The sequence below is a fragment of the Pseudomonas sp. TE21435 genome (assembly GCF_056279265.1).
The window spans coordinates 2,532,798-2,557,236 of the sequence record NZ_JBWBQZ010000001.1; the positions used below are offsets into that span (position 1 = coordinate 2,532,798).

At 61.4% G+C, this 24,439-nt stretch carries 18 protein-coding genes; 7 read left to right on the forward strand and 11 right to left on the reverse strand.

Annotated elements, in window-relative coordinates; genetic code table 11:
- Window positions 1-10: 10 nt before the first annotated feature.
- The 10 genes from astD to acs form a co-directional block, all read right to left on the reverse strand.
- Complete coding sequence (gene astD, locus ACZ9C1_RS11425; protein ID WP_277505299.1) at window positions 11-1,474, reverse strand: succinylglutamate-semialdehyde dehydrogenase; 1,464 nt, start codon at window positions 1,472-1,474, stop codon at window positions 11-13.
- Window positions 1,475-2,503, reverse strand: coding sequence for an arginine N-succinyltransferase (astA, locus tag ACZ9C1_RS11430; RefSeq protein WP_102683090.1), 1,029 nt, complete (start codon window positions 2,501-2,503; stop codon window positions 1,475-1,477).
- A 55-nt stretch (window positions 2,504-2,558) separates the two neighbouring features.
- On the reverse strand, window positions 2,559-3,578 hold the full coding sequence (gene aruF / locus ACZ9C1_RS11435) for an arginine/ornithine succinyltransferase subunit alpha (protein WP_139673403.1): 1,020 nt from the start codon (window positions 3,576-3,578) through the stop codon (window positions 2,559-2,561).
- Between the two features lie 140 nt (window positions 3,579-3,718).
- The gene (locus tag ACZ9C1_RS11440) at window positions 3,719-4,939 is read right to left on the reverse strand and encodes an aspartate aminotransferase family protein (protein ID WP_277505300.1); all 1,221 of its coding nucleotides are present in this window, start codon (window positions 4,937-4,939) and stop codon (window positions 3,719-3,721) included.
- Between the two features lie 545 nt (window positions 4,940-5,484).
- Window positions 5,485-6,465, reverse strand: coding sequence for a transcriptional regulator ArgR (gene argR, locus ACZ9C1_RS11445; protein ID WP_110702358.1), 981 nt, complete (start codon window positions 6,463-6,465; stop codon window positions 5,485-5,487).
- 102 nt (window positions 6,466-6,567) lie between these two features.
- The gene (locus tag ACZ9C1_RS11450; protein ID WP_023630946.1) at window positions 6,568-7,332 is read right to left on the reverse strand and encodes an ABC transporter ATP-binding protein; all 765 of its coding nucleotides are present in this window, start codon (window positions 7,330-7,332) and stop codon (window positions 6,568-6,570) included.
- Window positions 7,333-7,354: 22 nt separating this feature from the next.
- Entirely contained in the window at window positions 7,355-8,053 is a 699-nt protein-coding gene (locus tag ACZ9C1_RS11455; protein WP_102683093.1) for an ABC transporter permease, read from the reverse strand.
- Window positions 8,050-8,739, reverse strand: coding sequence for an ABC transporter permease (locus ACZ9C1_RS11460; RefSeq protein ID WP_277505302.1), 690 nt, complete (start codon window positions 8,737-8,739; stop codon window positions 8,050-8,052). The genes ACZ9C1_RS11455 and ACZ9C1_RS11460 overlap by 4 nt, the downstream gene beginning before the upstream one ends.
- A gap of 91 nt (window positions 8,740-8,830) precedes the next feature.
- On the reverse strand, window positions 8,831-9,616 hold the full coding sequence (locus ACZ9C1_RS11465; RefSeq protein WP_139673408.1) for an ABC transporter substrate-binding protein: 786 nt from the start codon (window positions 9,614-9,616) through the stop codon (window positions 8,831-8,833).
- Window positions 9,617-10,160: 544 nt separating this feature from the next.
- Window positions 10,161-12,122 carry an acetate--CoA ligase gene (gene acs, locus ACZ9C1_RS11470; RefSeq protein ID WP_139673411.1) on the reverse strand — a complete coding sequence of 654 codons (1,962 nt, stop codon included), beginning with the start codon at window positions 12,120-12,122 and terminating at the stop codon, window positions 10,161-10,163.
- Between the two features lie 407 nt (window positions 12,123-12,529).
- On the opposite strand from acs, the gene ACZ9C1_RS11475 reads away from it, so the two are divergent.
- Window positions 12,530-12,784, forward strand: coding sequence for a DUF2790 domain-containing protein (locus tag ACZ9C1_RS11475; RefSeq protein ID WP_023630669.1), 255 nt, complete (start codon window positions 12,530-12,532; stop codon window positions 12,782-12,784).
- Window positions 12,785-12,883: 99 nt separating this feature from the next.
- Here ACZ9C1_RS11475 and ACZ9C1_RS11480 read toward each other — a convergent pair whose 3' ends face one another.
- Window positions 12,884-14,443 (reverse strand): sigma-54-dependent transcriptional regulator, encoded by a 1,560-nt coding sequence (locus tag ACZ9C1_RS11480; RefSeq protein ID WP_102683096.1) that lies wholly within the window; start codon window positions 14,441-14,443, stop codon window positions 12,884-12,886.
- Window positions 14,444-14,700: 257 nt separating this feature from the next.
- Between ACZ9C1_RS11480 and phhA the strand changes: the two genes are divergently transcribed.
- The 6 genes from phhA (at window position 14,701) to ACZ9C1_RS11510 (ending at window position 24,368) form a co-directional block, all read left to right on the forward strand.
- Window positions 14,701-15,489 carry a phenylalanine 4-monooxygenase gene (gene phhA, locus ACZ9C1_RS11485; RefSeq protein WP_023628482.1) on the forward strand — a complete coding sequence of 263 codons (789 nt, stop codon included), beginning with the start codon at window positions 14,701-14,703 and terminating at the stop codon, window positions 15,487-15,489.
- A gap of 38 nt (window positions 15,490-15,527) precedes the next feature.
- Window positions 15,528-15,884 (forward strand): 4a-hydroxytetrahydrobiopterin dehydratase, encoded by a 357-nt coding sequence (locus ACZ9C1_RS11490; RefSeq protein WP_023628481.1) that lies wholly within the window; start codon window positions 15,528-15,530, stop codon window positions 15,882-15,884.
- Window positions 15,884-17,077: an amino acid aminotransferase gene (locus tag ACZ9C1_RS11495; protein WP_277505310.1), complete on the forward strand. Its 1,194-nt coding sequence runs from the start codon at window positions 15,884-15,886 to the stop codon at window positions 17,075-17,077. The genes ACZ9C1_RS11490 and ACZ9C1_RS11495 overlap by 1 nt, the downstream gene beginning before the upstream one ends.
- A 225-nt stretch (window positions 17,078-17,302) precedes the next feature.
- Window positions 17,303-17,428, forward strand: coding sequence for a hypothetical protein (locus tag ACZ9C1_RS11500; protein ID WP_457378521.1), 126 nt, complete (start codon window positions 17,303-17,305; stop codon window positions 17,426-17,428).
- A gap of 378 nt (window positions 17,429-17,806) precedes the next feature.
- Window positions 17,807-23,026 carry a deaminase domain-containing protein gene (locus tag ACZ9C1_RS11505; protein ID WP_476253985.1) on the forward strand — a complete coding sequence of 1,740 codons (5,220 nt, stop codon included), beginning with the start codon at window positions 17,807-17,809 and terminating at the stop codon, window positions 23,024-23,026.
- A gap of 145 nt (window positions 23,027-23,171) precedes the next feature.
- Window positions 23,172-24,368 carry an MFS transporter gene (locus ACZ9C1_RS11510; protein WP_258600134.1) on the forward strand — a complete coding sequence of 399 codons (1,197 nt, stop codon included), beginning with the start codon at window positions 23,172-23,174 and terminating at the stop codon, window positions 24,366-24,368.
- Window positions 24,369-24,439 lie beyond the last annotated feature (71 nt).

Consider the following 24,439-nt stretch of genomic DNA (forward strand, 5'->3'; position numbering starts at 1 on the left):
AGACCTGTTGTTATAGGGTGACGCCCGGCGTCAGGGTCGCCGGCAGTACGAGATTCGCGGTCTCCAGCGAAGCCACGGGGTAGGCGCAGTAGTCCGCCGCGTAGTAGGCGCTGGCGCGGTGGTTGCCGCTGGCACCGACGCCACCGAACGGCGCGCTGCTGGCGGCGCCGGTCAGTTGCTTGTTCCAGTTGACGATGCCGGCGCGACTGCGCAGCCAGAAGTGCTGGTAGCGGGCGTTGGAATCCGATAACAGGCCAGCAGCCAGGCCGTACTGGGTATTGTTGGCTTCCTCGATTGCCGCATCGAAATCGGTGTAACGGATCACCTGCAGCAATGGGCCGAAGAACTCCTCGTCCGGGCGCCCGGCCACCGCAGTGACATCGATGATGCCGGGGGTAAGCAAGGCGGCGTCAGCCTGCGGCTGAGTCATCTCCAGCAGCGCCACTGCGCCCTTGCCGAGCAGTTCGGCCTGGGCCGCCAGCAGGGCGCGAGCCGCCTGCAGCGAAATCACCGAACCCATGAACGGCGCGGGCTGCTGGTCGAATGCGCCGACACTGATGCTGCGGCTCACCTCGACCAGGCGCTGGATCAGCGCGTCGCCCCAGGCGCCCTGCGGCACCAACAGGCGGCGGGCACAGGTGCAACGCTGGCCGGCGGAGATGAAGGCCGACTGGATGATGGTGTACACCGCCGCGTCCAAGTCCTTGACCTCGTCGACCAGCAGCGGGTTGTTGCCGCCCATCTCCAGGGCCAGGATCTTGTCCGGGCGGCCGGCGAACTGCTGGTGCAGCAGGTTGCCGGTATGGCTGGAGCCGGTGAAGAACAGACCGTCGATACCAGGATTTCCGGCCAGCGCCGCGCCAGTTTCACGGGCGCCCTGGATCAGGTTGAGCACGCCAGCCGGCAACCCAGCCTCAATCCAGCACTTGACCGTCAGCTCGGCAACCTTGGGGGTCAGCTCGCTGGGTTTGAACACCACGCAGTTGCCGGCCAGCAGCGCCGGAACGATATGGCCGTTGGGCAAGTGACCGGGGAAGTTGTACGGGCCAAACACCGCCACCACGCCATGGGGCTTGTGGCGCAGCACGGCAGTGGCGTCGGCCAGCGGGCCGCTCTTCTCGCCGGTACGCTCACGGTAGCTCTGCACCGAAATGGCGACTTTGTTGACCATGCTGGTCACTTCGGTGGCCGATTCCCATAGCGGCTTGCCGGTTTCTTCGCCAATGCAGCGCGACAGCGCCTCGGCATTGGCCTTGAGCTTCTCGGCGAAGGCCTCCAGCACGCCAATACGCGCATCCAGGCTCAGCGACGCCCAGCTGGGGAACGCCTGACGGGCAGCCTGCACGGCATTGTCTACCTGTGCAGCATCGGCGCCCTGCCCTTGCCAGATCACCGCCTGGGTGACGGGGTTGAGCGACTGCAGGGCTTCGCCCTGGCCAGCCAGCCATTGGCCGGCAATGTAGTGCGTCTTCATTTACTGGGCCTCCCGACCGGCGGACAGTGGCACGGCGCGCACGTTGTCACCGGCGCCCAGGCGCAGGCGTTTGGCGGTCTGCGGATCGACCACCAGGGTGCCTGCGGCCAGGCGCGCCGGCGCGGCCGTGATGCGGCAGTCTTCGCGCTTGCGGTTGTGGATGATGAAAGGGGTGGCGTCGTCGCCTGGTGTACCAACGGCCAGCACCAGGGTCTCGCTGTCACGCACGGCGCGGATCTTCGAGGTCTCGCACTCGATGGCGGGGCCTGCGTCGAAGATGTCGACGTAGCCCTGGTAGTTGAAGCCTTCGCGCTTGAGCATGGCCAGCGCCGGCTCGGTGTCGGTGTGCACGCGGCCGATGACGTTGCGCGCCGCTTCCGAGAGGAAGCACGTGTACAGCGGGAACTTGGGCATCAGCTCGGCGATGAACGACTTGTTGCCCACGCCGGTGAGGTAATCGGCCTGGCTGAACTCCATCTTGAAGAAGTGCCGGCCCAGGCTTTCCCAGAATGGCGAACGACCTACTTCATCGGACATGCCGCGCATCTCGGCGATGATCTTGTTGCCGAACAGCTGCGGGAACTCGGCGATGAACAGCATGCGCGCCTTGGACAGTAGACGGCCATTGAGCCCGCTGCGGTAATCACTGCGCAGGAACAGCGAACACAACTCGGAGTTGCCGGTCAGGTCGTTGGCCAGGAACAGCGTGGGGATCTCGCGGTAGATGTTCAATTCCTGAGAGGCACTGACGGTCAGGCCGACCCGGTAGTTGTACCAGGGCTCGCGCAGGCCGACGGCGCCGGCGATGGCGCTGATGCCGACCACCAGGCCCTCGTCGTTCTCCAGCACGAACAAGTAGTCGGTATCGCCGCGCTCGGCTTCGCCGCGGAAGCTCTTTTCCGCCCAGCCGACCCGCTGGCCGAGGCGATCCTCGTTGGCAGGCAGGGTGGTCAGCCCGGTGGTGCCGGTGCTGCGGGCCAACTCGATCAGCGCGGGTAAATCGCTGCTGCGTACAGGACGAACGATCATGCTATCTCCTTGTGCGGCGGTCTGTGCCTGCCGCGAAACTCTCTGTTGCGGCGTTTCAGACCGCGACCAGGCGCACGCTGGCGCCTTCGCCGACACCCAGGGCCTCGGCGGCTTCGCCGCTGAGGTTGACCGGCTTACCCGGAACCCAGTCCAGTTCCAGCAGCACGGCGCGGTAATCCTGCAACTGGCCGTTGCACACCAGGTACGGACGGCCGCCCTTGACCGGCGACTCGTCGAGCTTGACCGGCACCACCCGGCTCTGGGCGATGGAGCGTATGCCCGAGGCCCGGGCATGCAGGGTCGGGCCGCCGTCAAAGATGTCGATGTAGTGCTCGGTCTCGAAGCCTTCGCGCATGAGGATGTCGAAGGTGATCTGCGCCCGCGGGTGCACCTGGCCCATGGCTTCCTGCGCGGCGTCCGGCAACAGCGGCACATAGATCGGGTAGTGCGGCATCAGTTCTGCGAGGAAAGTGCGGCTCTTCAGGCCACACAGGCGCTCGGCATCGGCGTAATTGAGGTCGAAGAAGTTGCGGCCGATGGCGTCCCAGAACGGTGACTCGCCCTGCTCGTCGCTGTAACCGACGATCTCGGTCACCACCGACTCGGCGAAGCGCTCCGGGTGCGAGGCCATGAACAGCAGGCGGCCACGCGAGTTGAGCTCGGCGAAGGCGCTGGTCACCAGCTCCGGCACCACGTAGAAACTGGTCAACAGGCTGTTGCCGGTAAGGTCGTGGCACAGCGACAGGACGTGGATCTTGTTGTGGATCTTCAGCTCGCGGGAGGCGTGTACGAAGGTCTCGTTGCGAAAGCTGTAGAACGGCTCGGAGTAGCCGGCCGAGGCGACAATGGCCGAGCAGCCGACCAGCTTGCCGGTGGCGCTGTCCTCGAGCACGAAGAAGTAGCTCTCCTCGCCGTTGAAGCTGACCTCGGCGGCGAAAGAGGTTTCCGACGCGGCGATCTTGTCGCCCAGACGCCCAGCGTCGTCCGGCAGCGAGGTGACACCAATGGGGCTGTCGGCAGCCATGCGCTGCACTTCGTTCAGATCAGCCATTTGCGCGGGGCGCATCACCAGCATGGTGTCACTCCTTTCGGGAAAGCGGGCCGATCACCTCGGCACGAAAAAACGGCGGGCACGCGCCACTACCTGCAAGCAGGTGCCCGCACTGGAATCAGGTATCACCGGCCTCGCTCGAGGCCGGCAACAGCACCGCAGGATCAGCCCTGGGTCAGTTTGCGCACAGCGCGCTCGAAGCGCTCCAGGCCTTCATCGATATCGCGATCCTCGACCACCAGGCTCGGGGCGAAGCGCACGACATCGGGACCTGCCTGCAGGACCATCACGCCTTCCTTCTCGGCGGCGTTGAGGATGTCCTTGGCCTTGCCCTTCCAGGCGTCACTGAGCACACAGCCGATCAGCAGGCCGACACCGCGCACCAGGGTGAACAGGCCGGTTTCCTGGCCGATCTTCTCCAGGCGGGTCTTGAAGCGTTCGTGCTTGGCCTTGATGCCGGCCAGCGTCTGCGGGGTATTGATCACATCCAGCACGGCGCAGGCCACGGCACAGCCCAGCGGGTTGCCGCCGTAGGTGGTGCCGTGGGTGCCGACGGCCAGGTGCTTGGCCAGGTCGCTGGTGGTCAGCATGGCTCCGATCGGGAAGCCACCGCCCAGGCTCTTGGCACTGGTCAGAATATCCGGGGTGACGCCGTAGTGCTGATAGGCATACAGCGAGCCGGTGCGACCGACGCCGGTCTGCACTTCATCGAAGATCAGCAGCGCGTTGTGTTCGTCGCACAGCTTGCGCGCGCCTTCCAGGTAGGCCTTGTCGGCCGGCACCACACCGCTCTCGCCCTGGATCGGCTCGATGACCACGGCGCAGGTCTTGTCGGAGATCTGCGCCTTCAACGCTTCCAGGTCGTTGTACGGCACGTGGCTGATGCCGGTGATCTTCGGCCCGAAGCCGTCGGAGTACTTGGGCTGGCCACCAACGCTGACGGTGAACAGGGTGCGACCGTGGAAGCTGTTCACAGTGGCGATGATTTCGTGCTTCTCGGGACCGAAGCGGTCATGGGCGACACGGCGGGCCAGCTTGAAGGCGGCCTCGTTGGCTTCGGCGCCGGAGTTGCAGAAGAACGCGCGCTCGGCAAAGGTCGCGTCCACCAGCTTGTGCGCCAGGCGCAGAGCCGGCTCGTTGGTGAACACGTTGGAGACATGCCAGAGGGTATTGGCCTGCTCGGTCAGCGCCTTGACCAGCGCCGGATGGCAGTGACCCAGGGCGTTGACCGCGATGCCGCCAGCAAAGTCGATCAGCTCGCGCCCGGACTGGTCCCATACTCGGGAGCCCTCGCCTCGCACAGGAATGAAGGCCGCCGGGGAGTAGTTGGGGACCATGACCTGGTCGAAATCGGCACGTTGCACCGGGGCTTGCTCAACGGACATCTGAGTCTCCTGAAGAGGAACGCTGGCCTGGAAGTGGCGAGCGATGAAGGGATTGTAAGGACTGATCGGCGCCTGTCCTTGCTGCCAGGCGACAACTTGTTACAGCGCCAAACCGAGTTTTCACGCGGTTTTCGGCAATGCGACAAACAGTGTCGCAATCGCGCAGTGTACGGGAGAGAGGAAGCTGGGTGAACGGATGTTCACACGATAAAGAAGGGTCAGGGTGCAAGGCATCAGTTTTGTGTAGTAGCGAAAACCGAGCGCCGCCCGCGCGGCGCATCGCGGATGAATCCGCTCCTACATTTTTTGCAACGTACCGAACCTATCAGGCCATGGCTGCCTGCCTTGGCGCAAGGCTTGAGACAGGTGGGGCGGCGGCAATGCTTGCCGAAACATCGCATCGAGCGCTCAAGGCTTACAACCATGGCCTATCAGGCATGGCCACGTTGCAACAAATGTAGGAGCGGATTCATCCGCGATGCGCCGCGCGGGCGGCGCTCGATCTAATCACCCCCGCAAAAGCCAAGGCATACACCCTGGATTAATCAGCCGCGCTCGGCCGGTGCCGAACTCAGCTCGAACGGGCTGCTGTTACGTCGCTGGTTACGGTCTTCGCGCGGCGTGGCACCAAAGAAATTGCGATACGCGCTGGAGAAATGCGGCCCGGAGGAGAACCCGCAGGACAGGCCGATCTGGATGATCGACTTGCTGGTCTGCATCAGCATCTGCCGCGCCTTGTTCAGGCGCAGCTCCAGGTAGTACTGGCTGGGCACGCGATTAAGGTACTGCTTGAAGATACGCTCCAGCTGGCGGCGGGAAACGCATACGTGCTGGGCGATTTCGTCGGTGGTCAGCGGCTCTTCGATGTTGGCCTCCATCAGCAGCACCGCCTGGGTGAGCTTGGGGTGGCTGGAGCCCAGGCGGTTCTGCAGTGGAATACGCTGGCGCTCGCCACCTTCGCGAATGCGCTCGACCACCAGTTCTTCCGACACCGCACCGGCCAGTTCCGCCCCGTGGTCCCGAGCGAGCACCGCCAGCAGCAAGTCGGTCACCGCCATGCCGCCGCAGGCAGTCAGGCGATCACGATCCCAGTCGAACAGGTGACTGGTGGCGATCACCTTGGGGAAACGTTCGGCGAAATCATCCTGCCAGCGCCAGTGCACCGCAGCGCGGTAGCCGTCAAGCAGGCCCAAGGCGGCCAGCGGGTACACCCCGGCAGACAAGCCGCCGATCATGCAACCGCTGCGCGCCAACTGCTTGAGCGCGGCGGACAATGCCGAACCGATCGCCACCGGCGGTTCATCAGCCAGCAGGAACAGCTTGTGATAGCCCTCCAGGCGGCCGGCCCACGCTTCGCCCGGCAGGCGCCAGGCGCCCTCCTGCCCGGCCTCGGCCTGCAGGTAGGACATTGTGTAGACCACGTCCGGATGCACCCGCTGGGCAACCTGCAACACCTCTTCGGCCAGCGCCAGGGTCAGCGGCTTGGTGCTGGGCCAGATGAGAAATCCGATTCGCTGGGTGGTCATAGGGCGTGGTCCGAAACCTGAAAAGGAGGGTCGCGCTTGTGGCGCCGGGGCATGCTGCGTGCGTTGCGCAGCATGCCCCATCATGGTGCAAAAGTGCAGCCTTTACTTCAGGCTGCCGGAAAGGAACTGCTTGAGGCGCTCCGACTGCGGATTGACCAGCACTTCACGCGGGCAGCCCCGCTCTTCCACCAGGCCCTTGTGCAGGAACACCAGCTGGTTGGAAACCTCGCGGGCAAAGCCCATCTCATGGGTGACCACGACCATGGTGCGGCCTTCCTGGGCCAGCGATTGCATGACCTTGAGCACATCGCCCACCAGCTCCGGATCCAGCGCCGAAGTCGGCTCGTCGAACAGCATCACCTCCGGCTCCATGGCCAGGGCGCGGGCAATGGCCACACGCTGCTGCTCGCCACCGGACATGTGCCCAGGGAAAGCGTCCTTGCGGTGGGACACACCGACCTTGGCCAGGTAGTGCTCGGCCTTCTCCAGCGCTTCCTTCTTGTTGACGCCCAGCACGTGCACCGGTGCCTCGATGACGTTTTCCAGCGCAGTCATGTGCGACCACAGGTTGAAGTGCTGGAACACCATCGACAGGCGCGAACGCATGCGTTGCAGCTGCTTCGGATCGGCGGCCTTGAGCGCGCCGTCCTTGCCGGCAACCAGCTTGAGCTCTTCGTTGTTGAGCAGGATCTTGCCCGCGTGCGGCTGCTCGAGCAGGTTGATACAACGCAGGAAGGTCGATTTGCCCGAACCGCTGGAGCCGATGATGCTGATCACGTCGCCTGCCTTGGCTTCGAGGGAGACGCCCTTGAGCACCTCATGGCTGCCGTAGCGCTTGTGCAGGTCTTGGATTTGGAGTTTGTACATACTGTCGGATCTCACAGAGCGGTCAGTGCTTGCGCGGCGCCAGGTAACCGAGCCAGCGGCGTTCGGCCATCTTGAACAGGCGCACGAGGATGAAGGTCAGGCACAGGTAGAACACGCCCGCCGTGATGTAGGCCTCGAAAGGCAGGTAGTACTGGGCGTTGACCGTGCGCGCGGCACCGGTGATGTCGATCAGGGTGACGATCGACGCCAGGCTGGTGGTCTGCAGCATCATGATCACTTCGTTGCTGTACTGCGGCAGCGCCCGGCGCAGCGCGGACGGCAGCAGGATGCGGCGGTACATCTTCATGCGCGACATGCCGATGGCCTTGGCCGCCTCGATCTCGCCGTGGGGCGTGGCCTTGAGGCTACCGGCAATGATCTCGGCGGTGTAGGCGCTGGTATTGACGGCGAAGGCCAGACAGGCGCAGAAGGTCGCGCTGGACAGCCACGGCCACAGGAAGCTCTCGCGCACCGCCTCGAACTGGGCCAGGCCGTAGTAGATCAGGAACAGCTGCACCAGCATCGGCGTGCCGCGGATCACGTAGGTGTAAAGCCAGGCGCTCATGTTCACCAGCGGCTGTTTCGAGACGCGCATCAAGCCCAGTGGGATGGCCGCCAGCAAGCCGAACAGCAGCGACAACGCCAGCAGCTTGAGGGTGGTCAGCAGACCGCCCAGGTACAGCGGCATGGCTTCCCAGATGACGTTGTAGTCGAAGATCATAGCTCAACCGCCTTGACGCCCACCGAGTAGCGCTTCTCGAGATACTTCAGCGCCAGCAGCGAGACACTGGTCAGCACCAGGTACAACGCCGCCACCGCAAGGAAGAAGGTGAAGGGTTCGCGGGTGGCGTCCGCCGCCTGCTTGGCCTTGAACATCATGTCCTGCAGGCCGACCACCGAAATCAGCGCGGTCGCCTTGGTCAGCACCAGCCAGTTGTTGGTGAAGCCCGGGATCGCCAGGCGGATCATCTGCGGCACCATGATGCGGAAGAACACCTGGACCCCGCTCATGCCATAGGCCGCGCCCGCTTCTGCCTGGCCCTTGGGGATGCCGAGGAAGGCACCGCGGAAGGTTTCCGACAAGTACGCGCCAAAGATGAAGCCCAGCGTGCCGATGCCGGCGACCAGGGGATTGAGGTCAATATAGTCGTCATAGCCGAGCAGCGGCGCCACCCGGTTGAGGATGTCCTGGCCGCCATAGAAGATCAGCAGGATCAGGACCAGGTCAGGGATGCCACGGATCACCGTGGAGTACAGATCCCCCAGCCAGGCCAACCAGCGTACCGGCGACAAACGCAGCGCCACGCCGATCAGGCCGAGGACAATGGCCAGGGCCATCGACGACAAGGCGAGCTGCAGCGTCAGCCACGCCCCGTCGAGGATGACTGCCCCATAGCCTTTCAACATGATTCGTATTCCTCAGGGCTTGGGAATGAAAAATGGTGCAAACCTCAGAGATTCTGCTGTTTGCACCATTGCACAGGTGAAACTCGATGGCTTACTTCGAGTCTGGACCGTAGATGTCGAAGTTGAAGTACTTCTTCTCGATCTCTTTGTATTTGCCGTTGGCGCGAATCGCATCGATGGCGGCATTGATGCGCTCGGCGTTGGCGGTGTCGCCCTTGCGCACGGCAATACCTACGCCATCACCGAAGTACTTGGTGTCGGTGAAAGCCGGCCCCACGAAGGCGAAGCCCTTGCCAGCGTCGGTCTTCAGGAAGCCGTCCTCGAGCAGGGTGGCGTCGGCCACGGTGCCGTCCAGGCGACCGGCGGCGACGTCCAGGTAGATTTCGTTCTGGGTGCCGTAGGGCACCACGGTGGCGCCTTGCGGGGCCAGGACTTCCTTGGCGAAACGGTCGTGGATCGAGCCACGCTGCACACCGATCTTCTTGCCCTTCAGCTCAGCCAGGCTGTCGCTGACAGTAGTGCCTTGCTTCATCACCAGGCGAGCCGGGGTCAGGTAGTAGCGCTTGGTGAAGTCGACCGATTTCTTGCGGTCGTCGGTGATCGACATGGATGACAGGATGGCGTCGATCTTGCGCACCTTCAGTGCCGGGATCAGGCCGTCGAATTCCTGCTCGACCCAGGTGCACTTGGCTTTCATCTGTTCGCACAGGGCGTTGCCGATGTCGTAGTCGAAACCGGCGAGATTGCCATCGGGCTGCTTGAAGGCGAAGGGTGGGTAGGCCGCCTCGATACCGATCTTCAACGGCTTCTCATCGGCCTGCGATACCAGGGAAAACACGGAAAGCGCCAAGGCGCCAAGCAGTGCGAGCTTCTTCATCAGGTAACTCCATCGGTACGGGGCAATACAAGGCAGTTGTAACAGCTGCCCGATATGCGAATGGGTACAGCGCGAGCCGCGCAGGTTTCGACCAAGGTCGCAGACCACGAGCGAGTGAGTGGCATTCTAGCGACAGCCCGGAGGTCGATATTTCTTCAAAGCGACAACTAATTACAGAAGCGCCAGGAACCGCGGCGGGCGATATTGACAGCTCCTGCGAGATATGCAAGAGCAAAAGAGAAATAACCTATACCCAAAGCAATAAGCGGGCCCATTATTGGCAAAGCCTTGTATTCCGGCAAGTGCAGCGTGCGCCCCCGCATGAAATGCTCGCAGAATGCACTCATTTGGCACACAGATGTTTCCACAAGCCCCGCATTTGGGCGAAATCGGTGACAGCGACGGTTACCGATGAATGTCGGAGTAACAGTTTGCATCAGTAAAGCAAAAACCCCGCCGGGTGTCGGGCGGGGTTTTGCTGGCGGCCTCATTGCGGGGCCCGCTCCCACGACATTCAGGGGCGAGCTTGCCGCGATGGCTCTACTCAGGCGGTGGCCAGGCTCATCGCCTTGTGGGTGTCTATCAGGTGCTGCACCACCCCTGGATCAGCCAGGGTGGAGATATCACCCAGCGCGCCGTACTCGCCAGTGGCAATCTTGCGCAGGATGCGGCGCATGATCTTGCCCGAGCGAGTCTTGGGCAGCCCCGGCGCCCACTGGATCACATCCGGCGAAGCGATCGGGCCGATCTCCTTGCGCACCCAGTTCTTCAGCTCGAGGCGCAGCTGCTCGCTCGACTCCTCGCCGGCATTGAGGGTGACATAGACATAGATGCCCTGCCCCTTGATGTCGTGCGGCACGCCCACCACTGCAGCCTCGGCGACCTTCGGATGCGCCACCATCGCGCTTTCGATCTCGGCGGTGCCCATGCGGTGGCCAGAAACGTTGAGCACGTCGTCCACGCGACCGGTGATCCAGTAGTAGCCATCTTCGTCGCGACGGGCACCGTCACCGGTGAAGTACATGCCACGGAAGGTCTTGAAGTAGGTGTCGACGAAGCGGTCGTGGTCACCGTACAGCGAACGCGACTGGCCCGGCCAGGAATCGAGGATCACCAGGTTGCCCTCGGCGGCGCCGTCGATCAGGTTGCCCAGGTTGTCCACCAGCGCCGGTACCACGCCGAAGAACGGACGGGTTGCCGAACCCGGTTTGAGCCCCGTGGCGCCCGGCAGCGGGCTGATGAGGATACCGCCGGTCTCGGTCTGCCACCAGGTGTCGACGATCGGGCAACGCTCCTTGCCGACAGTCTTGTAGTACCAGTTCCAGGCTTCAGGGTTGATCGGCTCGCCCACCGAACCCAGCAGGCGCAGGCTGGAGCCATCGGCGCCGGCGACCGCCGCCTCGCCCTCGGCCATCATGGCGCGGATGGCGGTCGGCGCGGTGTAGAGGATGTTGACCTTGTGCTTGTCGACGATCTTCGACACGCGGGTGATGTCCGGGTAGTTCGGCACGCCTTCGAACAGCAGCGTGGTCGCACCATTGGCCAGCGGGCCATAGACGATGTAGCTGTGGCCGGTGACCCAGCCCACGTCGGCGGTGCACCAGTACACTTCGCCCGGACGGTAGTCGAACACGCGCTCGTGGGTCAGCGCGGCATACACCAGGTAGCCACCGGTAGTGTGCAGCACACCCTTGGGCTTGCCGGTGGATCCAGAGGTATAGAGGATGAACAACGCCTCCTCGGCACCCATTTCTTTCGGCGCACAGTGGCTGGAGGCGACCTTCATCAGGTCTTCGTACCAGATGTCGCGGTGCTGGTGCCAGGCGATGTCGCCACCGGTGCGCTTGCACACGATGATCTTTTGCACGCTGCTGGTTTCAGGGTTGGTCAAGGCCAGGTCGACGTTGGCCTTGAGCGGGGTACGACGGCCACCACGCAGGCCTTCGTCGGCGGTGATCACCACCTTGGACTTGCAGTCGATGATCCGACCGGCCAGTGCCTCGGGCGAGAAGCCGCCGAACACCACCGAATGGATCGCGCCAATGCGCGCACAGGCCAGCATGGCGACCACGGCCTCGGGGATCATCGGCATGTAGATGGTGACCACGTCACCGCGGTGCACGTCCTGGCCACGCAGGGCGTTGGCGAATTTGCAGACCTGCTCGTGGAGCTCACGGTAGGTGATGTTGCGATGCTCGGAAGGGTCGTCGCCTTCCCAGATGATCGCCAGTTGGTCGCCGCGCTCTTCTAGGTGGCGGTCCAGGCAGTTGTAGGAGACGTTCAGAGTGCCGTCGGCAAACCATTTGATATCGACATGGTGGTCGTCGAACGAGGTCTGCTTGACCTTGGTGAAGGGCTTGATCCAGTCCAGACGCTGGGCCTGCTCACGCCAGAAGCCGTCCGGGTTGATCACCGATTGCTGGTACATGGCCTTGTAGGTGGCCTCGTCGGTCAGGGTACTGGCCGCAACCTCGGGACGAACGGGATACAGTGGAGCCGCACTCATCTGTGTTACCTCGGTGTAATAGTTGTTTTTGTATGGAAGCGTTTGTAACTGTACCAGAGCGACAAAGACCATTCGACGTTGGTAGTAACGCGACGGACCGTCAATCCACGAATGCGCAGCGACCGCTCTAGTACATGGCATCCAGCCATCGCAGACGGGAAGCGGCAGCGCTTTGCCAGGGATTGTTACAGATTCTGTCAAAAGACTTTATCAAAACCCGCTCTGTTTCAGCCCTGGCCACCCTCCTAGAATTCACCTCGCCAGCAACGGCAAAGCGATTAACTTGGAAACAGCCCCCACGAAGGCAACGTTAATCCGCACCTCATCCTGATAGTTGAAACTTAGTTGCACTCGCGGCGCCACAAGCGCCGCGCGCCCCCTCACGACCTTAGACAGGTAAATTGAAAATGAAAGCTTTACTGGTATTGGTACTTGGCGGTTTTTGCGGCGCGGCACTGGCCGGCGAAGCAAAAGATGTCGAGCAGATTCCGGTTGAACAGTACAGTTATTCGCAGCACCTGGACATCGCCCGCGTCATCTCCATGAGCGAAGTGCCGAACGTCTGCGAAGTGGTGCCTGCGCGCATGACCTATGAGGACTCCCAGGGCCAGAAGCACATTCTCGAATACCGCGTGATGGGCAACGGTTGCTCCAACGGCTGAGGCCATAGGCTTATCGCGAGGCAAGCCCCTCCCACCACTTTTGCATTCGTGGGAGCGGGCTTGCCCTGCGATCAATTTCAACCTCGATAAACTTCTAGATTACTCCACCGACTTGTTCAACGAATAATCCCGCAACTTGTTGGCAATGGTCGTATGGGAAACGCCCAATCTTTTCCCCAGCGCCCGGCTACTTGGAAATTCACTCATCAAACTTTCCAATACCGCCCTTTCAAACCGCCCGACAATCTGCGAAAGATCGCCATCCAGGGAAAACTCGCCCAACGGTTGGCGCGCGCCATAATCCGGCAAGCGGATATGTTCGCTCTTCACCACCCCGCCTTCGCACAGCGACACCGCCTGGAACAACACGTTCTCCAACTGGCGCACATTGCCCGGCCAATGATACTGGCCGAGCTTCTCCATTGCCGTCGGCGCCAGGCGCGGCAGCGGGCAGCCGATCTGCCGGCTGGCCTGGTCGAGGAAGTGCTGCACCAGCCCTTCCAGGCCGTCCATGCATTCGCGCAGCGGCGGGATGTGCAACGACAGCACGTTGAGACGGTGGTAGAGGTCCTGGCGGAACTCGCCCCGGGCGCACAGTTCGGAAAGGTCGACCTGGGTCGCGCAGATCACCCGTACATCCAGGTACACCTCTTCGTCGCTGCCGACCCGACGGAAACAGCCATCCTGCAGAAAGCGCAGCAATTTGACCTGCAAGCGCGGGCTCATCTCCCCCACCCCATCGAGGAACAAGGTGCCGCCGGCCGTCAGCTCCAGCAGCCCCAGCTTGCCCTCGGCCCGCGCGCCTTCGAACGCCCCTGGCCCATAGCCGAACAGCTCGGTCTCGGCCATCGACTCGGGCAGGCCGGCGCAGTTGAGCGCCATCAGCGGCGCCTGGCCACGCGGACTGGCCAGGTGACAGGCCCGCGCCAGCAGCTCCTTGCCGGTACCGGTCTCGCCCTCGATCAGCAGCGGTGCATCCAACGGTGCCATGCGCCGCGCCTCGCGTACCACGGCGGCCATTACCCGTGAGCTCTGGAAGATGCTGTCGAACCCACGTAACTCCTGCTTGCGCACGTTGTAGATGCGCTCACCGATACGGTCCGCGCGGTGCAGGGTGATTACCGCGCCGGCCAGGGCTTCACTGTCGTCATGCTCGGACTGCAGCGGTGCGATATCGGCCAGGAACACATCGCCCTTGACCTTGATCCGCAGGCCGTTGATCCGCGATTTGTTGGCCCGTATCAGCTCCGGCAGGTCGAAGTCCTCGACATAGCGCGACAGCGGAATGCCCGGTACTTCGTCCACCCGTACGCCGAGCAGCTGCGCCGCGCCGCGATTGGCGGCGACGATGCTGCCGCCCATGTCGATCGACAGCACCGGGAAGTCCAGCGCCCCCAGCAGCGCATTGAGCTCCATGTGCCGGCGCTCGCTGGGCATCAGGCCGACACGCTTGACCCCGAACACCCCGGCGATCGACTCGAACTTGGGCCGCAGGGCCTGGAATTGCAGGTTGATCAGGTTCGGGCAGTGCAGGTAGATGGCGTTGCCATGGTCACCTCCCACTTCGCCGCGCAACACGTTGATCCCGTACTCCACCAGCAGGTTGAGGATGTCCCGCAATATGCCGATGCGGTTCTGGCAATGCACTTTGATGCGCATAAAGGTTCTCTAAGCGGCCGAGTTTTTGCTCGCACCACGGAAAAGTCGTAAAGATAAGCTGACAAAAATAGCCGTCCGCCCAGCTCGATGTCCGTGATTTTCCGGGATGACGCTGATTTTGTAAAATTATCGTTACGAACAGAAGATAAACGGATACGCAGGATCGGCCCTCACCCCGGTGCAAAACCTCGTTTGTAGGGATATTCCTAAGGTATGTCCTGTACATATAACAAGAACGCCCTCACCAGGAGAGCCACATGAAACAGACGCAATACGTGGCACGCGAGCCCGATGCGCATGGCTTTATCGACTACCCGCAGCAAGAGCATGCGGTGTGGAACACCCTGATCACCCGTCAGTTGAAAGTGATCGAAGGCCGGGCATGCCAGGAATACCTGGACGGCATCGACCAGCTCAAGCTGCCCCATGACCGCATCCCGCAGCTGGGCGAGGTCAACAAGGTGCTTGGCGCCACCACCGGCTGGCAGGTCGCCCGCGTCCCCGCGCTGATCCCCTTCCAGACCTTCTTCGAACTGCTGGCCAGCAAACGCTTCCCGGTCGCCACCTTCATCCGCACCCCGGAAGAGCTGGACTACCTGCAGGAGCCCGACATCTTCCACGAGATCTTCGGCCACTGCCCGCTGCTGACCAACCCGTTCTTCGCCGAATTCACCCACACCTATGGCAAGCTCGGCCTGGCGGCGACCAAGGAACAGCGCGTCTACCTGGCACGCCTGTACTGGATGACCATCGAATTCGGCCTGATGGAGACCGCGCAAGGTCGCAAGATCTACGGCGGCGGCATCCTCTCCTCGCCGAAAGAAACAGTCTATAGCCTGTCCAGCGAACCGGAGCACCAGGCCTTCGACCCGATCGAAGCCATGCGCACGCCCTATCGCATCGATATCCTGCAGCCCCTGTACTTCGTCCTGCCGAACATGAAGCGTCTGTTCGACCTGGCCCACGAAGACATCATGGCCATGGTCCACCAGGCCATGCAGCTGGGCCTGCACGCACCGAAGTTTCCACCCAAGGTCGCTGCCTGAGCGCCCTTGTCGATAACAACTCAAACCGGAAAGCACCCATGAATGCCTTGAACCAAGCCCACTGCGAAGCCTGCCGCGCCGATGCGCCGAAAGTCACCGACGAGGAACTGGCGGAACTGATCCGACTGATCCCGGACTGGAACATCGAAACCCGCGACGGCCACATGGAGCTCGAGCGCGTATTCCTGTTCAAGAACTTCAAGCACGCCCTGGCCTTCACCAACGCCATCGGCGAAATCGCCGAAGCCGAAGGCCACCACCCAGGCCTGCTGACCGAGTGGGGCAAGGTCACCGTGACCTGGTGGAGCCACTCGATCAAAGGCCTGCACCGCAACGACTTCATCATGTGCGCGCGCACCGACGAGGTCGCCAAAACTGCTGAAGGGCGCAAGTGATGCACTTCTCGGCCATCGGTCGGGTCCCTGGCGACCCGATCCTGGGGCTGATGGAGGCCTACGCCCGCGACAGCAATCCGGCCAAGTTCGACCTGGGGGTCGGCGTATTCAAGGACGCCCAAGGGCTCACGCCGATTCCGGCTGCGGTCAAGCAGGCCGAGCAGCGCCTGGTCGAGCGGCAGGCCACCAAGAGCTATGTCGGCGGCCATGGTGATGCAGCGTTCACGCACCTGGTCAGCGAACTGGTGCTGGGCAGCAATTGCACGCTGCTCAAAAGCCAACGCGCTGGTGCCACCCAGACCCCTGGCGGCACGGGTGCCCTGCGCCTGGCGGCGGAGTTCATCGCCCATTGTCTGCCTGGCCGCAGTATCTGGCTGAGCGACCCGACCTGGCCGATCCACGAGACGATCTTCGCCGGCGCCGGGCTCAAGGTGTCGCACTACCCCTACGTGGGCGCGGACAACCAGCTGAACGTCGACGGCATGCTCGCCGCACTGGAGCGGGCACCGCAAGGCGACGTGGTGTTACTACACGCCTGCTGCCACAACCCCACCGGCTTCGACCTGGGCCAGGACGACTGGCGCGCGGTGCTCGACATCGTCAAGCGGCGCAACCTGCTGCCATTGATCGACTTTGCCTACCAAGGCTTCGGTGACGGCCTGGAGGAGGACGCCTGGGCAGTGCGCCTGTTCGCCGCCGAACTGCCGGAACTGCTGATCACCAACTCCTGCTCGAAAAACTTTGGTCTGTACCGTGAGCGCACCGGTGCCCTGCTGGTGTGCAGCCACGACGCCGAGAAACTGCAGGATGTGCGCAGCCAGCTGGCCTTCATTGCGCGCAACCTGTGGTCGACACCGCCAGACCATGGCGCGGCGGTGGTCGCCGAGATTCTCGGGGAACCGGCACTCAAGGCGTTGTGGATCGAGGAAGTGAACGCCATGCGCCAGCGCATCGCCGAGCTTCGCGTCGGCCTGGTGAAAGCGCTGGAGCCCCATGGCCTGGCCGAGCGCTTCGCGCATATCGCCGCGCAACGCGGGATGTTCTCCTACACCGGCCTGAACCCCGAGCAGGTACGCCTGCTGCGCGAGCGACACAGCGTGTACATGGTCGGTACCGGCCGGGCGAACATCGCCGGAGCGGACGCCAAGCGCCTGGAACAGCTGGCAGCGGCCATCGCCGACGTCTGTCGCTGAAACCTGGCTGATGTGGCCTGGGCTTGCGCCGCGATAGCACTATCGCGGCGCAAGCCTCCCACGCCCCTCCTGCATCCCATTGTTCGATAGCCGCCCGCTAAAACCGACCAGCGTCCGGGAAAAATCCCAAACTGTCATCCAGACTGCTGTATCCTGCCCCAGCTTTTCGAAGCCTCACATGCGCCAAGCGCTGCCTTTTCACTCACACTTGCGAGGAACGACGAGATGCATGAAATCCCGAATCTTCCCTTCCCAAGCCTGAACCCCGAAGAGCAATCCGTTGCCGCCCACGCCGAACCGACGCCCGCCGTCGAGGACAGTGACGATCAATCCAGCGCCGACCAGGAATAGCCGCGCATCCCCCTCCGACTGTGTGAAAACGGCTGACCTGCGGGCTATCCCCGTCATCACGTTTTCACACCGTCCAGATTCCCCTCAGAATGCGATAACCCTGTACCACCCTGTCCTTGATTGAATCCACAGACTGTTGCCCTCCCTACAGGAGGCCACATGTCAATTGATTCCCAACCCACTCCCCACCCCCTCTGTGACGCATCTCCTACCGCTCAGCGTATTGGCGCCACACCCAGCCACTCAATATCCCAGAACCGGATACCGCCCCCTGGCAATGAACCAGCACCTGGTCACGACGCCACGCAGATCACCCCATCGCAACTGCTGGAAAGAATCCGAACACATGTAACAAGCTGGCACTCGACTGATGAAGACATGGATAACAACATCCAGGCATCTGCTCCTGTACTGGTCGCCGACAACTTGGACATTCCCCTGAGCGCGCCACGTGAGGCGCACGATCCGATCAGGGCAGTTCACCTCACTCTCAGATTCCTGCTGGACAACAACACGCAGTTCCCTGAAGACCCACGCTTCTTCTTTACCAATCTTATGGATCTGTACGGCAACACGAAGACCTACGCGCTGGTTGCCGCAGTATTGAGCGTTGCACCGGAAACCCTGACACCCCGCCACATCCACCATTTTTTTGCCCGCCTCGCATGGCTTAATGAAGCCTCGATTAAAACGGATACCGCGAGAAAGCAGCTGGATAACTTGTTGTTTGGTGAAAACATGCCGAGTACAGAGGCTGCCCGGCTGGGCAAGGAGGCATTTTTCGAACTGGGCGAACTGCTGGCCGGCGTGCCCAGCTCATTGCAGATGTGGATGCTGCAGTTCAAGCGTGGTCAGCGCCGAGACCTTGCTAGCGATTGGCTTGCGCAATGCCCTGCTGAAAACCTGTTGCAGGGCCTTACGGCATACGAATTGAGCCCGGCCCTGTCAGCCTTGGCATCCCTGGTCACGACGCTTGAAGAATTACTGCCCACCACAGCAGAGTACGAAGATAAAGCACTGATACTTTCCCGAAACATGCACCTCACCCAGCCCATGATGAAGCTTCGTATCAAGGCGCTTGCTGCCGCCTCACAGATACCGACCTGGGTGGATGAAGATCGTTCTCACGATAACAGCCCACCGGTTGAATGGAGCAAGGCCCATACTCAGGATCTGGGCGTCCGACTTCTCAGGAAAGTGGCACTCCATGCAGTACACGGAAATACTGAAGCCTGGGTGAAGCTCACCCTTGAAAATGCTCAACGCGCCCGGGGCATGCAGGCGTTTTCCTTTGCAAACAAACTGAAGCAGGTGCACCCGTCACTAAGTAGCACAGGCTGCCTTCGATTAGCCTCCTTGCTGTTGCCCCTTACACCAACAACGCTTGCCCCCTCCCCGCTCGAACCTTTGCCTGACAGTCGAGCCCTGACGAGTACGCCACTCGCCTTCAACGACTGGTCTGACGACTGCTCCATCGACGAATTGTTCACGAACGCAGGCTTTGAACTGCTCTGCGAGCGCAAGCAAGACAAGCGACATTTGCTGATGCCTGCCCCGCAAGCCTGGCAATTGATGATGCGGTCACTGCAGTTTGCAGACGTTTTCCGCCCCCTACTCGGACTTGCAGGTTGGTATGGTGCCTCTGTTGGAGAGTCCGCATCCCCGCGTGCGACACAAGCACTGGCAAGCCGAGCAATCATCGATCACTTTTTGGGGCCGCGGACGCAGTCGAATCGCTCGGTGGCCGAAGACTTTCAGGGCCACTGGGTATCCGAGTACAACCACCTGCAATTGCGTAATAAAATCTGCAACGCTATCACTGAGCGCAATCCTGGCATTTCCCCGGCCGCACTGGAGCTGCTCGAATACCTGCTGCTTCGCGAAATCGCTCCCGAACTGCTTGTTACCGGCACACCCGACTGGCTCTACTATGGCCGTTCTCTGCAAAGCGTTGCGCTGATTCACGGTGCCAGGCTGCTTGAAGCGATGATGCCCGGCGCCAGTTGCAGAGCCTCATTTGACAAAGTTGTCACATTGGCCAGCGACTTGAGTGCCTCTGATGATGAACAGGTACAGCGGCACTGGAGCAACGCCCTGGCCCTGCCGGCATTGCGCTATGCGAAGGCCCATGGCGCGCTTGCAGACTTGACGGTTGAGGACATCGGGCAAGCAACGGCACATCAGATTCAGCGTGCGCTGGAGTTCACCGCAGACGCACAAAAGTCCTTTGCTGAAGATGCAAGCCAGCTCGCCATGACGCCACCGGACCGCAAAACGCTGGCCGAAGAACAATTAAGCCAGGCCGGTGTTGACAGGCAATATTGGGACAAACCGATCGAAACCGATGGAACATGGCGCTACCTGAGTGCCCAAGGCTTGGTCAAAGCGACTTTCTACACCTGGCACCACACCATCACCACTCCCGGGTTCGCGGACGATGTCGGCGCACCAAGCCAGCGGCCAATCATCGAAAACCTGACCCAGTTAGTCATGTCCGGCGATATCTATCGGGCGGGGAAAAGCACAGTCCCAACGCTGTATGAGCAGGCCTTCGAAACGTTCAAGGCCGACTGGCAGCAAGCTCATGCACGCCTGATCAAGCGCCTGTTCATGGAACTGCCGCAAGCCTTGCGCACACAGCTTTATACCTCCACCTGTGAAGTGAGCCGGGTAGCGTTCAACACACCGTCGGACAGCGAGGAGCAAACAGGAATCCAAGGCCTGTTCATCCGTTGCCAACCTGGCGACCACCGAGAAGATTTCGATAGTCACGACGCCAGTAAAGAGTATTTCTTCGAACTCACACCCAGTGCCGGTGCACTTCGTCCTTGCAACCAGCAATTCAGTTACAGGGTTGAGCCGAACACCGGTTTTAGCGGCAATATTGTCGAGACGATGGACAAGCACTGGGGGAACCACGACCGCGAACTCCAGGCCCGCGCGACCCCGTTGCACCCCCTGGACAGTGATGCCTATCTCAACGGAACCCCCTCGCGCCTGGCGAATCAGCTCCAGACGCCACGCAAGGGCAAACTGATTGCAGCATCGAGACGGGTCTATGCGCACCAGGCCAGTGAGGCCGACTTTTTCCAGGCATTGGCCACTACTGCGACAGCGCACCTCTACGCATCCACGCTGGCGCAGTTCAAGGCAGATCACACTCACACCACCCCATGGGAAGAGATGATCGCACTGGAGAAGAAGATCGCTGAATACCTCGCGCGTGCGATCCTGCCTTTCTATGGCTGCATTTCCGATCTGGCGGAAGGTGATCACTCGGCAGGTGTGATCGCAGGGTGCGTAATGGATTCGATAGGCGTCCTGATACCGGCAGGCAAGTTCATTGCCTCGAGCGCGACAATCATACGTACAGCCGGTCGCCTCAGCTTGCGAGCCACTTGCGAAGCAATGAGCAGCGCTATCGTGGAGCTGGTCAGCCATTTGGCCCAGCAAAGCCCGGTTCTCGTATATAGAGATATGGGCCGACTTGCACGCTGGCTATCCGTAAAGTCCTGGGAAAAGCTCGCGCAGCCTGCGCTGCGTTGGTTGCACGACCTGCGAGGAACCCCTCCACTGGTGCACATGACGCAAGAGGGTGCATACAGCATTGCCCTGAAAGTCTTGAGTGAGAGGGCGCATCCCTACTCAGAGAACGTCCTGATGCAGGTGGGAAATACCGAAAACTGCCTCGTGCAGGATCTAGGCACCCCAGAAAAAACAAGTTACAAACTGCTTGATCCACACGACAACCTGCCCTACGGACCTAGGCTTATCGTCGAAGGAACGGCACAAGCACCTTCATTGACACCCTTGAAAAGCCTGGGCTCGATTAGTCCAGGGCATTATCCGACACGTATCGCAGGCGTCATGTCCGAAGACGACAAGATAAGCCTGGCTATTGCTGAAGCATGTCGTCTGCGGGTTCGTTACAAGGGTGCAGCGCACTACGACATCCAGATTGATGGTCACGACTACCACCTCGATGCCAACCTGCCCGAACCTTGCCTGACGCAACTATCCAATACACCAGTCAGCGACCTGGAGGCCATATCAGCCTCGGAGGTGACCTGTCGTCTCAGGCGCGACCTGGAGGAGGTCTCTTGCACACCATTCACCAAGTTGATCAGCCTTCCCGTCGAACGCACGCTTCCCAATCAGCCCCCACTGACACGCGGGCAGGAAATCAGCCAGGCATTCGAGGCGAGGGAGTTTCATCTTGAGCGCCGAAACATCGCGGCCACGGACCTGAGTTCGGCCACCTCGCTGGATCTGCTGGTTCACGAAGGAAAGTTTTGCAAATGGGACCATGCGCCCATCAAGGGAACACGGCCTGTCCAGTTCACAAGGGAAAAGAAACTGCTTGCACTGAGCACGGAGCAATGCAGCAGCCTGGGGCTACCCAACACACCGACTTACCTACCCCAGATCAACGGCCGCATGTCCAGAGAGCGTAACTTCGGCCTATCACCCGCGATCAGTGGCACGCAGGCCAAGGCAATCAACCCCCACGTTCCAGTCGTAGAACTGGAACAAGTATCAGAACAGATCGTGGATAAACGACGCTTACGCGGGCTCAATATGGAATGGAACGCGCAAAAAAGCATCTACGTGGAAGTAGACAACGGTAAGTTTTATAAAACCCCTCAAGGCCCGGGAGCACTCACATTTACCCCAGTGACCGACGCCAGTGAAATCGACGAGTACTTGCGCCTGTCCAATCAGTACCGATTCGTCGCCGAGCGACCCGGCAGTTCAACCGATCGAGACAATATTGCCAAGCTGCTGTACTGCGCCCTCGTGGCGAAACGTGAGCCAGGGCTGCAGGCGTGGCTTGCGGCCTCCCCCGCCAACAAGGACTACCAAGCATATGCGCGATGGTGCCTCGACAACAATGAACGCAATGAAATGCTTCACTATGCAGAAAACATCCTCTCGGGGGAGCACGCCCAACAAGGTCTTATAAACGAAACAAGAAGTCTGATTTCAGACTGGAAGCCCATCACTCAACGCAATATCGCCGAAAAAAACAGCATCGTCGAAACCCTGAATGAGCTGCTGCCGATTCAAGGGAGGGAGCAGCTTTGGGTGCCATTGACGGTCAATAATATCGCCCAGCGCGATGTCGCTGTAATGATTGGCCAGCAGATGAACAACAGCAACTTGGCGTTTGCTTCGATTGTCACCAAGGATGGAAAAAAATTCGTCTATTACGCATTAGCTGGCGGCAAACGAGCGGAAGGATTACATCTCAAACCCTATACGCCCGACGTAAACAGCCACAACGTAGGCGATACCACCTACATCGATGCCGGTGCGCTGATGCATAACCGCGCACCTGATCCAGACATCGTCAGCCTCCCCGTTGTGCGACATTCGGGTAGGGTGTCGGTTCGAACGTATGACCGCTATCTGGATTCGGAACGCCTGATTGCAACCATCCTCAAGGATAAACACCCCTCGAACAGCATCTACTCAATCCATATGTTTACTCGAATGGATACCTGCAGATCCTGCGGGGGGGTGGTGCTCCCTCAACTGAGGCTCAACTACGCCGACGCCGACTTCTGGGTGACCTACCTGGACCAGTATCCAATCTGACCCCGCTCAGACTCAGGTGATAACCGTGGCTCGGTCTTGACGACCGCGGCCGCCTCATCCCCCTCTCGATCCAAGCTTCATACCCAGCCTGGGTCGAGATGGCTATCATGGCGAAGCCTCAGCTTCACCACGATTGGAACCCTACATGCCCCAGCTTCACCTTTCTTCACCAAGGACCACCGCCCAGGTGGTGGCCATCGTCCTGTTCACCTTCATCGGCTACCTGAACATCGGCATTCCCCTGGCCGTGCTGCCTGGCTACGTGCACAACGACCTGGGTTTCAGCGCCGTGGTCGCCGGCTTGGTGATCAGCGTGCAGTACCTGGCCACCCTGCTCAGCCGCCCTACTGCCAGCCGCATCATCGACAACCTGGGCAGCAAGAAAGCGGTCATGTACGGCCTGTTCGGCTGTGGCCTGAGCGGCGTGTTCATGCTGGCCTGCAGCTTCCTCACCCACCTGCCCTGGCTGAGCCTGGCCTGCCTGCTGATTGGTCGCCTGGTGCTGGGCAGCGCCGAAAGCCTGGTAGGCTCGGGTTCGATTGGCTGGGGGATTGGCCGGGTCGGCTCGCAGAACACCGCCAAGGTGATTTCCTGGAACGGCATCGCCAGCTATGGCGCATTGGCCATCGGCGCGCCGCTGGGCGTGGTGATGGTCAAGCACCTGGGGCTGTGGAGCATGGGCGCGAGCATCATCCTGCTCGGCATCCTTGGCCTACTACTGGCCTGGCCCAAGCGCGCCGCGCCGGTGGTGGCAGGGGTGCGGCTGCCATTCCTGCGCGTGCTGGGCAAGGTTTTCCCGCATGGCTCGGGGCTGGCCTTGGGCTCGATCGGTTTCGGCACCATCGCCACCTTCATCACCCTGTACTACGCCAGCCGCGGCTGGCCCGACGCCGCGCTGACCCTGAGCCTGTTCGGTGCCAGCTTCATCTGTGCGCGGCTGCTGTTCGGCAACCTGATCAACCGCATCGGCGGCTTTCGCGTGGCTATCGCCTGCCTGTCGGTAGAAACCCTGGGCTTGCTGATGCTCTGGCTGGCGCCGACGCCCGGACTGGCCCTGGCCGGCGCCGCGTTGAGCGGCTTCGGTTTCTCGCTGGTGTTCCCGGCACTGGGGGTGGAGGCGGTCAATCAGGTATCGGCGGCCAACCGTGGCGCGGCGGTGGGGGCCTACTCGCTGTTCATCGACCTGTCGCTGGGCATCACTGGACCCTTGGTGGGGGCCGTGGCAGCAGGCTTCGGCTTTGCCTCGATTTTCCTGTTCGCGGCAGCGGCAGCGGGATGCGGGCTGGTGTTGAGCTTGTACCTGTATCGCCAGGCCCGGCGGATGCGCCAAAGTGCACATTAATCCTGATTCGGCTGTAGCTTCACCGGCCTCATCGCCGGCAAGCCGGCTCCCACAGGGTTAGCGCATGGCTC

Coding starts and splice junctions, on each gene's coding strand:
- astD (WP_277505299.1), bottom strand. CDS start 1,474: ATGAAGACGCACTACATTGCCGGCCAATGGCTGGCTGGCCAGGGCGAA.
- astA (WP_102683090.1), bottom strand. CDS start 2,503: ATGATCGTTCGTCCTGTACGCAGCAGCGATTTACCCGCGCTGATCGAG.
- aruF (WP_139673403.1), bottom strand. CDS start 3,578: ATGCTGGTGATGCGCCCCGCGCAAATGGCTGATCTGAACGAAGTGCAG.
- ACZ9C1_RS11440 (WP_277505300.1), bottom strand. CDS start 4,939: ATGTCCGTTGAGCAAGCCCCGGTGCAACGTGCCGATTTCGACCAGGTC.
- argR (WP_110702358.1), bottom strand. CDS start 6,465: ATGACCACCCAGCGAATCGGATTTCTCATCTGGCCCAGCACCAAGCCG.
- ACZ9C1_RS11450 (WP_023630946.1), bottom strand. CDS start 7,332: ATGTACAAACTCCAAATCCAAGACCTGCACAAGCGCTACGGCAGCCAT.
- ACZ9C1_RS11455 (WP_102683093.1), bottom strand. CDS start 8,053: ATGATCTTCGACTACAACGTCATCTGGGAAGCCATGCCGCTGTACCTG.
- ACZ9C1_RS11460 (WP_277505302.1), bottom strand. CDS start 8,739: ATGTTGAAAGGCTATGGGGCAGTCATCCTCGACGGGGCGTGGCTGACG.
- ACZ9C1_RS11465 (WP_139673408.1), bottom strand. CDS start 9,616: ATGAAGAAGCTCGCACTGCTTGGCGCCTTGGCGCTTTCCGTGTTTTCC.
- acs (WP_139673411.1), bottom strand. CDS start 12,122: ATGAGTGCGGCTCCACTGTATCCCGTTCGTCCCGAGGTTGCGGCCAGT.
- ACZ9C1_RS11475 (WP_023630669.1), top strand. CDS start 12,530: ATGAAAGCTTTACTGGTATTGGTACTTGGCGGTTTTTGCGGCGCGGCA.
- ACZ9C1_RS11480 (WP_102683096.1), bottom strand. CDS start 14,443: ATGCGCATCAAAGTGCATTGCCAGAACCGCATCGGCATATTGCGGGAC.
- phhA (WP_023628482.1), top strand. CDS start 14,701: ATGAAACAGACGCAATACGTGGCACGCGAGCCCGATGCGCATGGCTTT.
- ACZ9C1_RS11490 (WP_023628481.1), top strand. CDS start 15,528: ATGAATGCCTTGAACCAAGCCCACTGCGAAGCCTGCCGCGCCGATGCG.
- ACZ9C1_RS11495 (WP_277505310.1), top strand. CDS start 15,884: ATGCACTTCTCGGCCATCGGTCGGGTCCCTGGCGACCCGATCCTGGGG.
- ACZ9C1_RS11500 (WP_457378521.1), top strand. CDS start 17,303: ATGCATGAAATCCCGAATCTTCCCTTCCCAAGCCTGAACCCCGAAGAG.
- ACZ9C1_RS11505 (WP_476253985.1), top strand. CDS start 17,807: ATGGATAACAACATCCAGGCATCTGCTCCTGTACTGGTCGCCGACAAC.
- ACZ9C1_RS11510 (WP_258600134.1), top strand. CDS start 23,172: ATGCCCCAGCTTCACCTTTCTTCACCAAGGACCACCGCCCAGGTGGTG.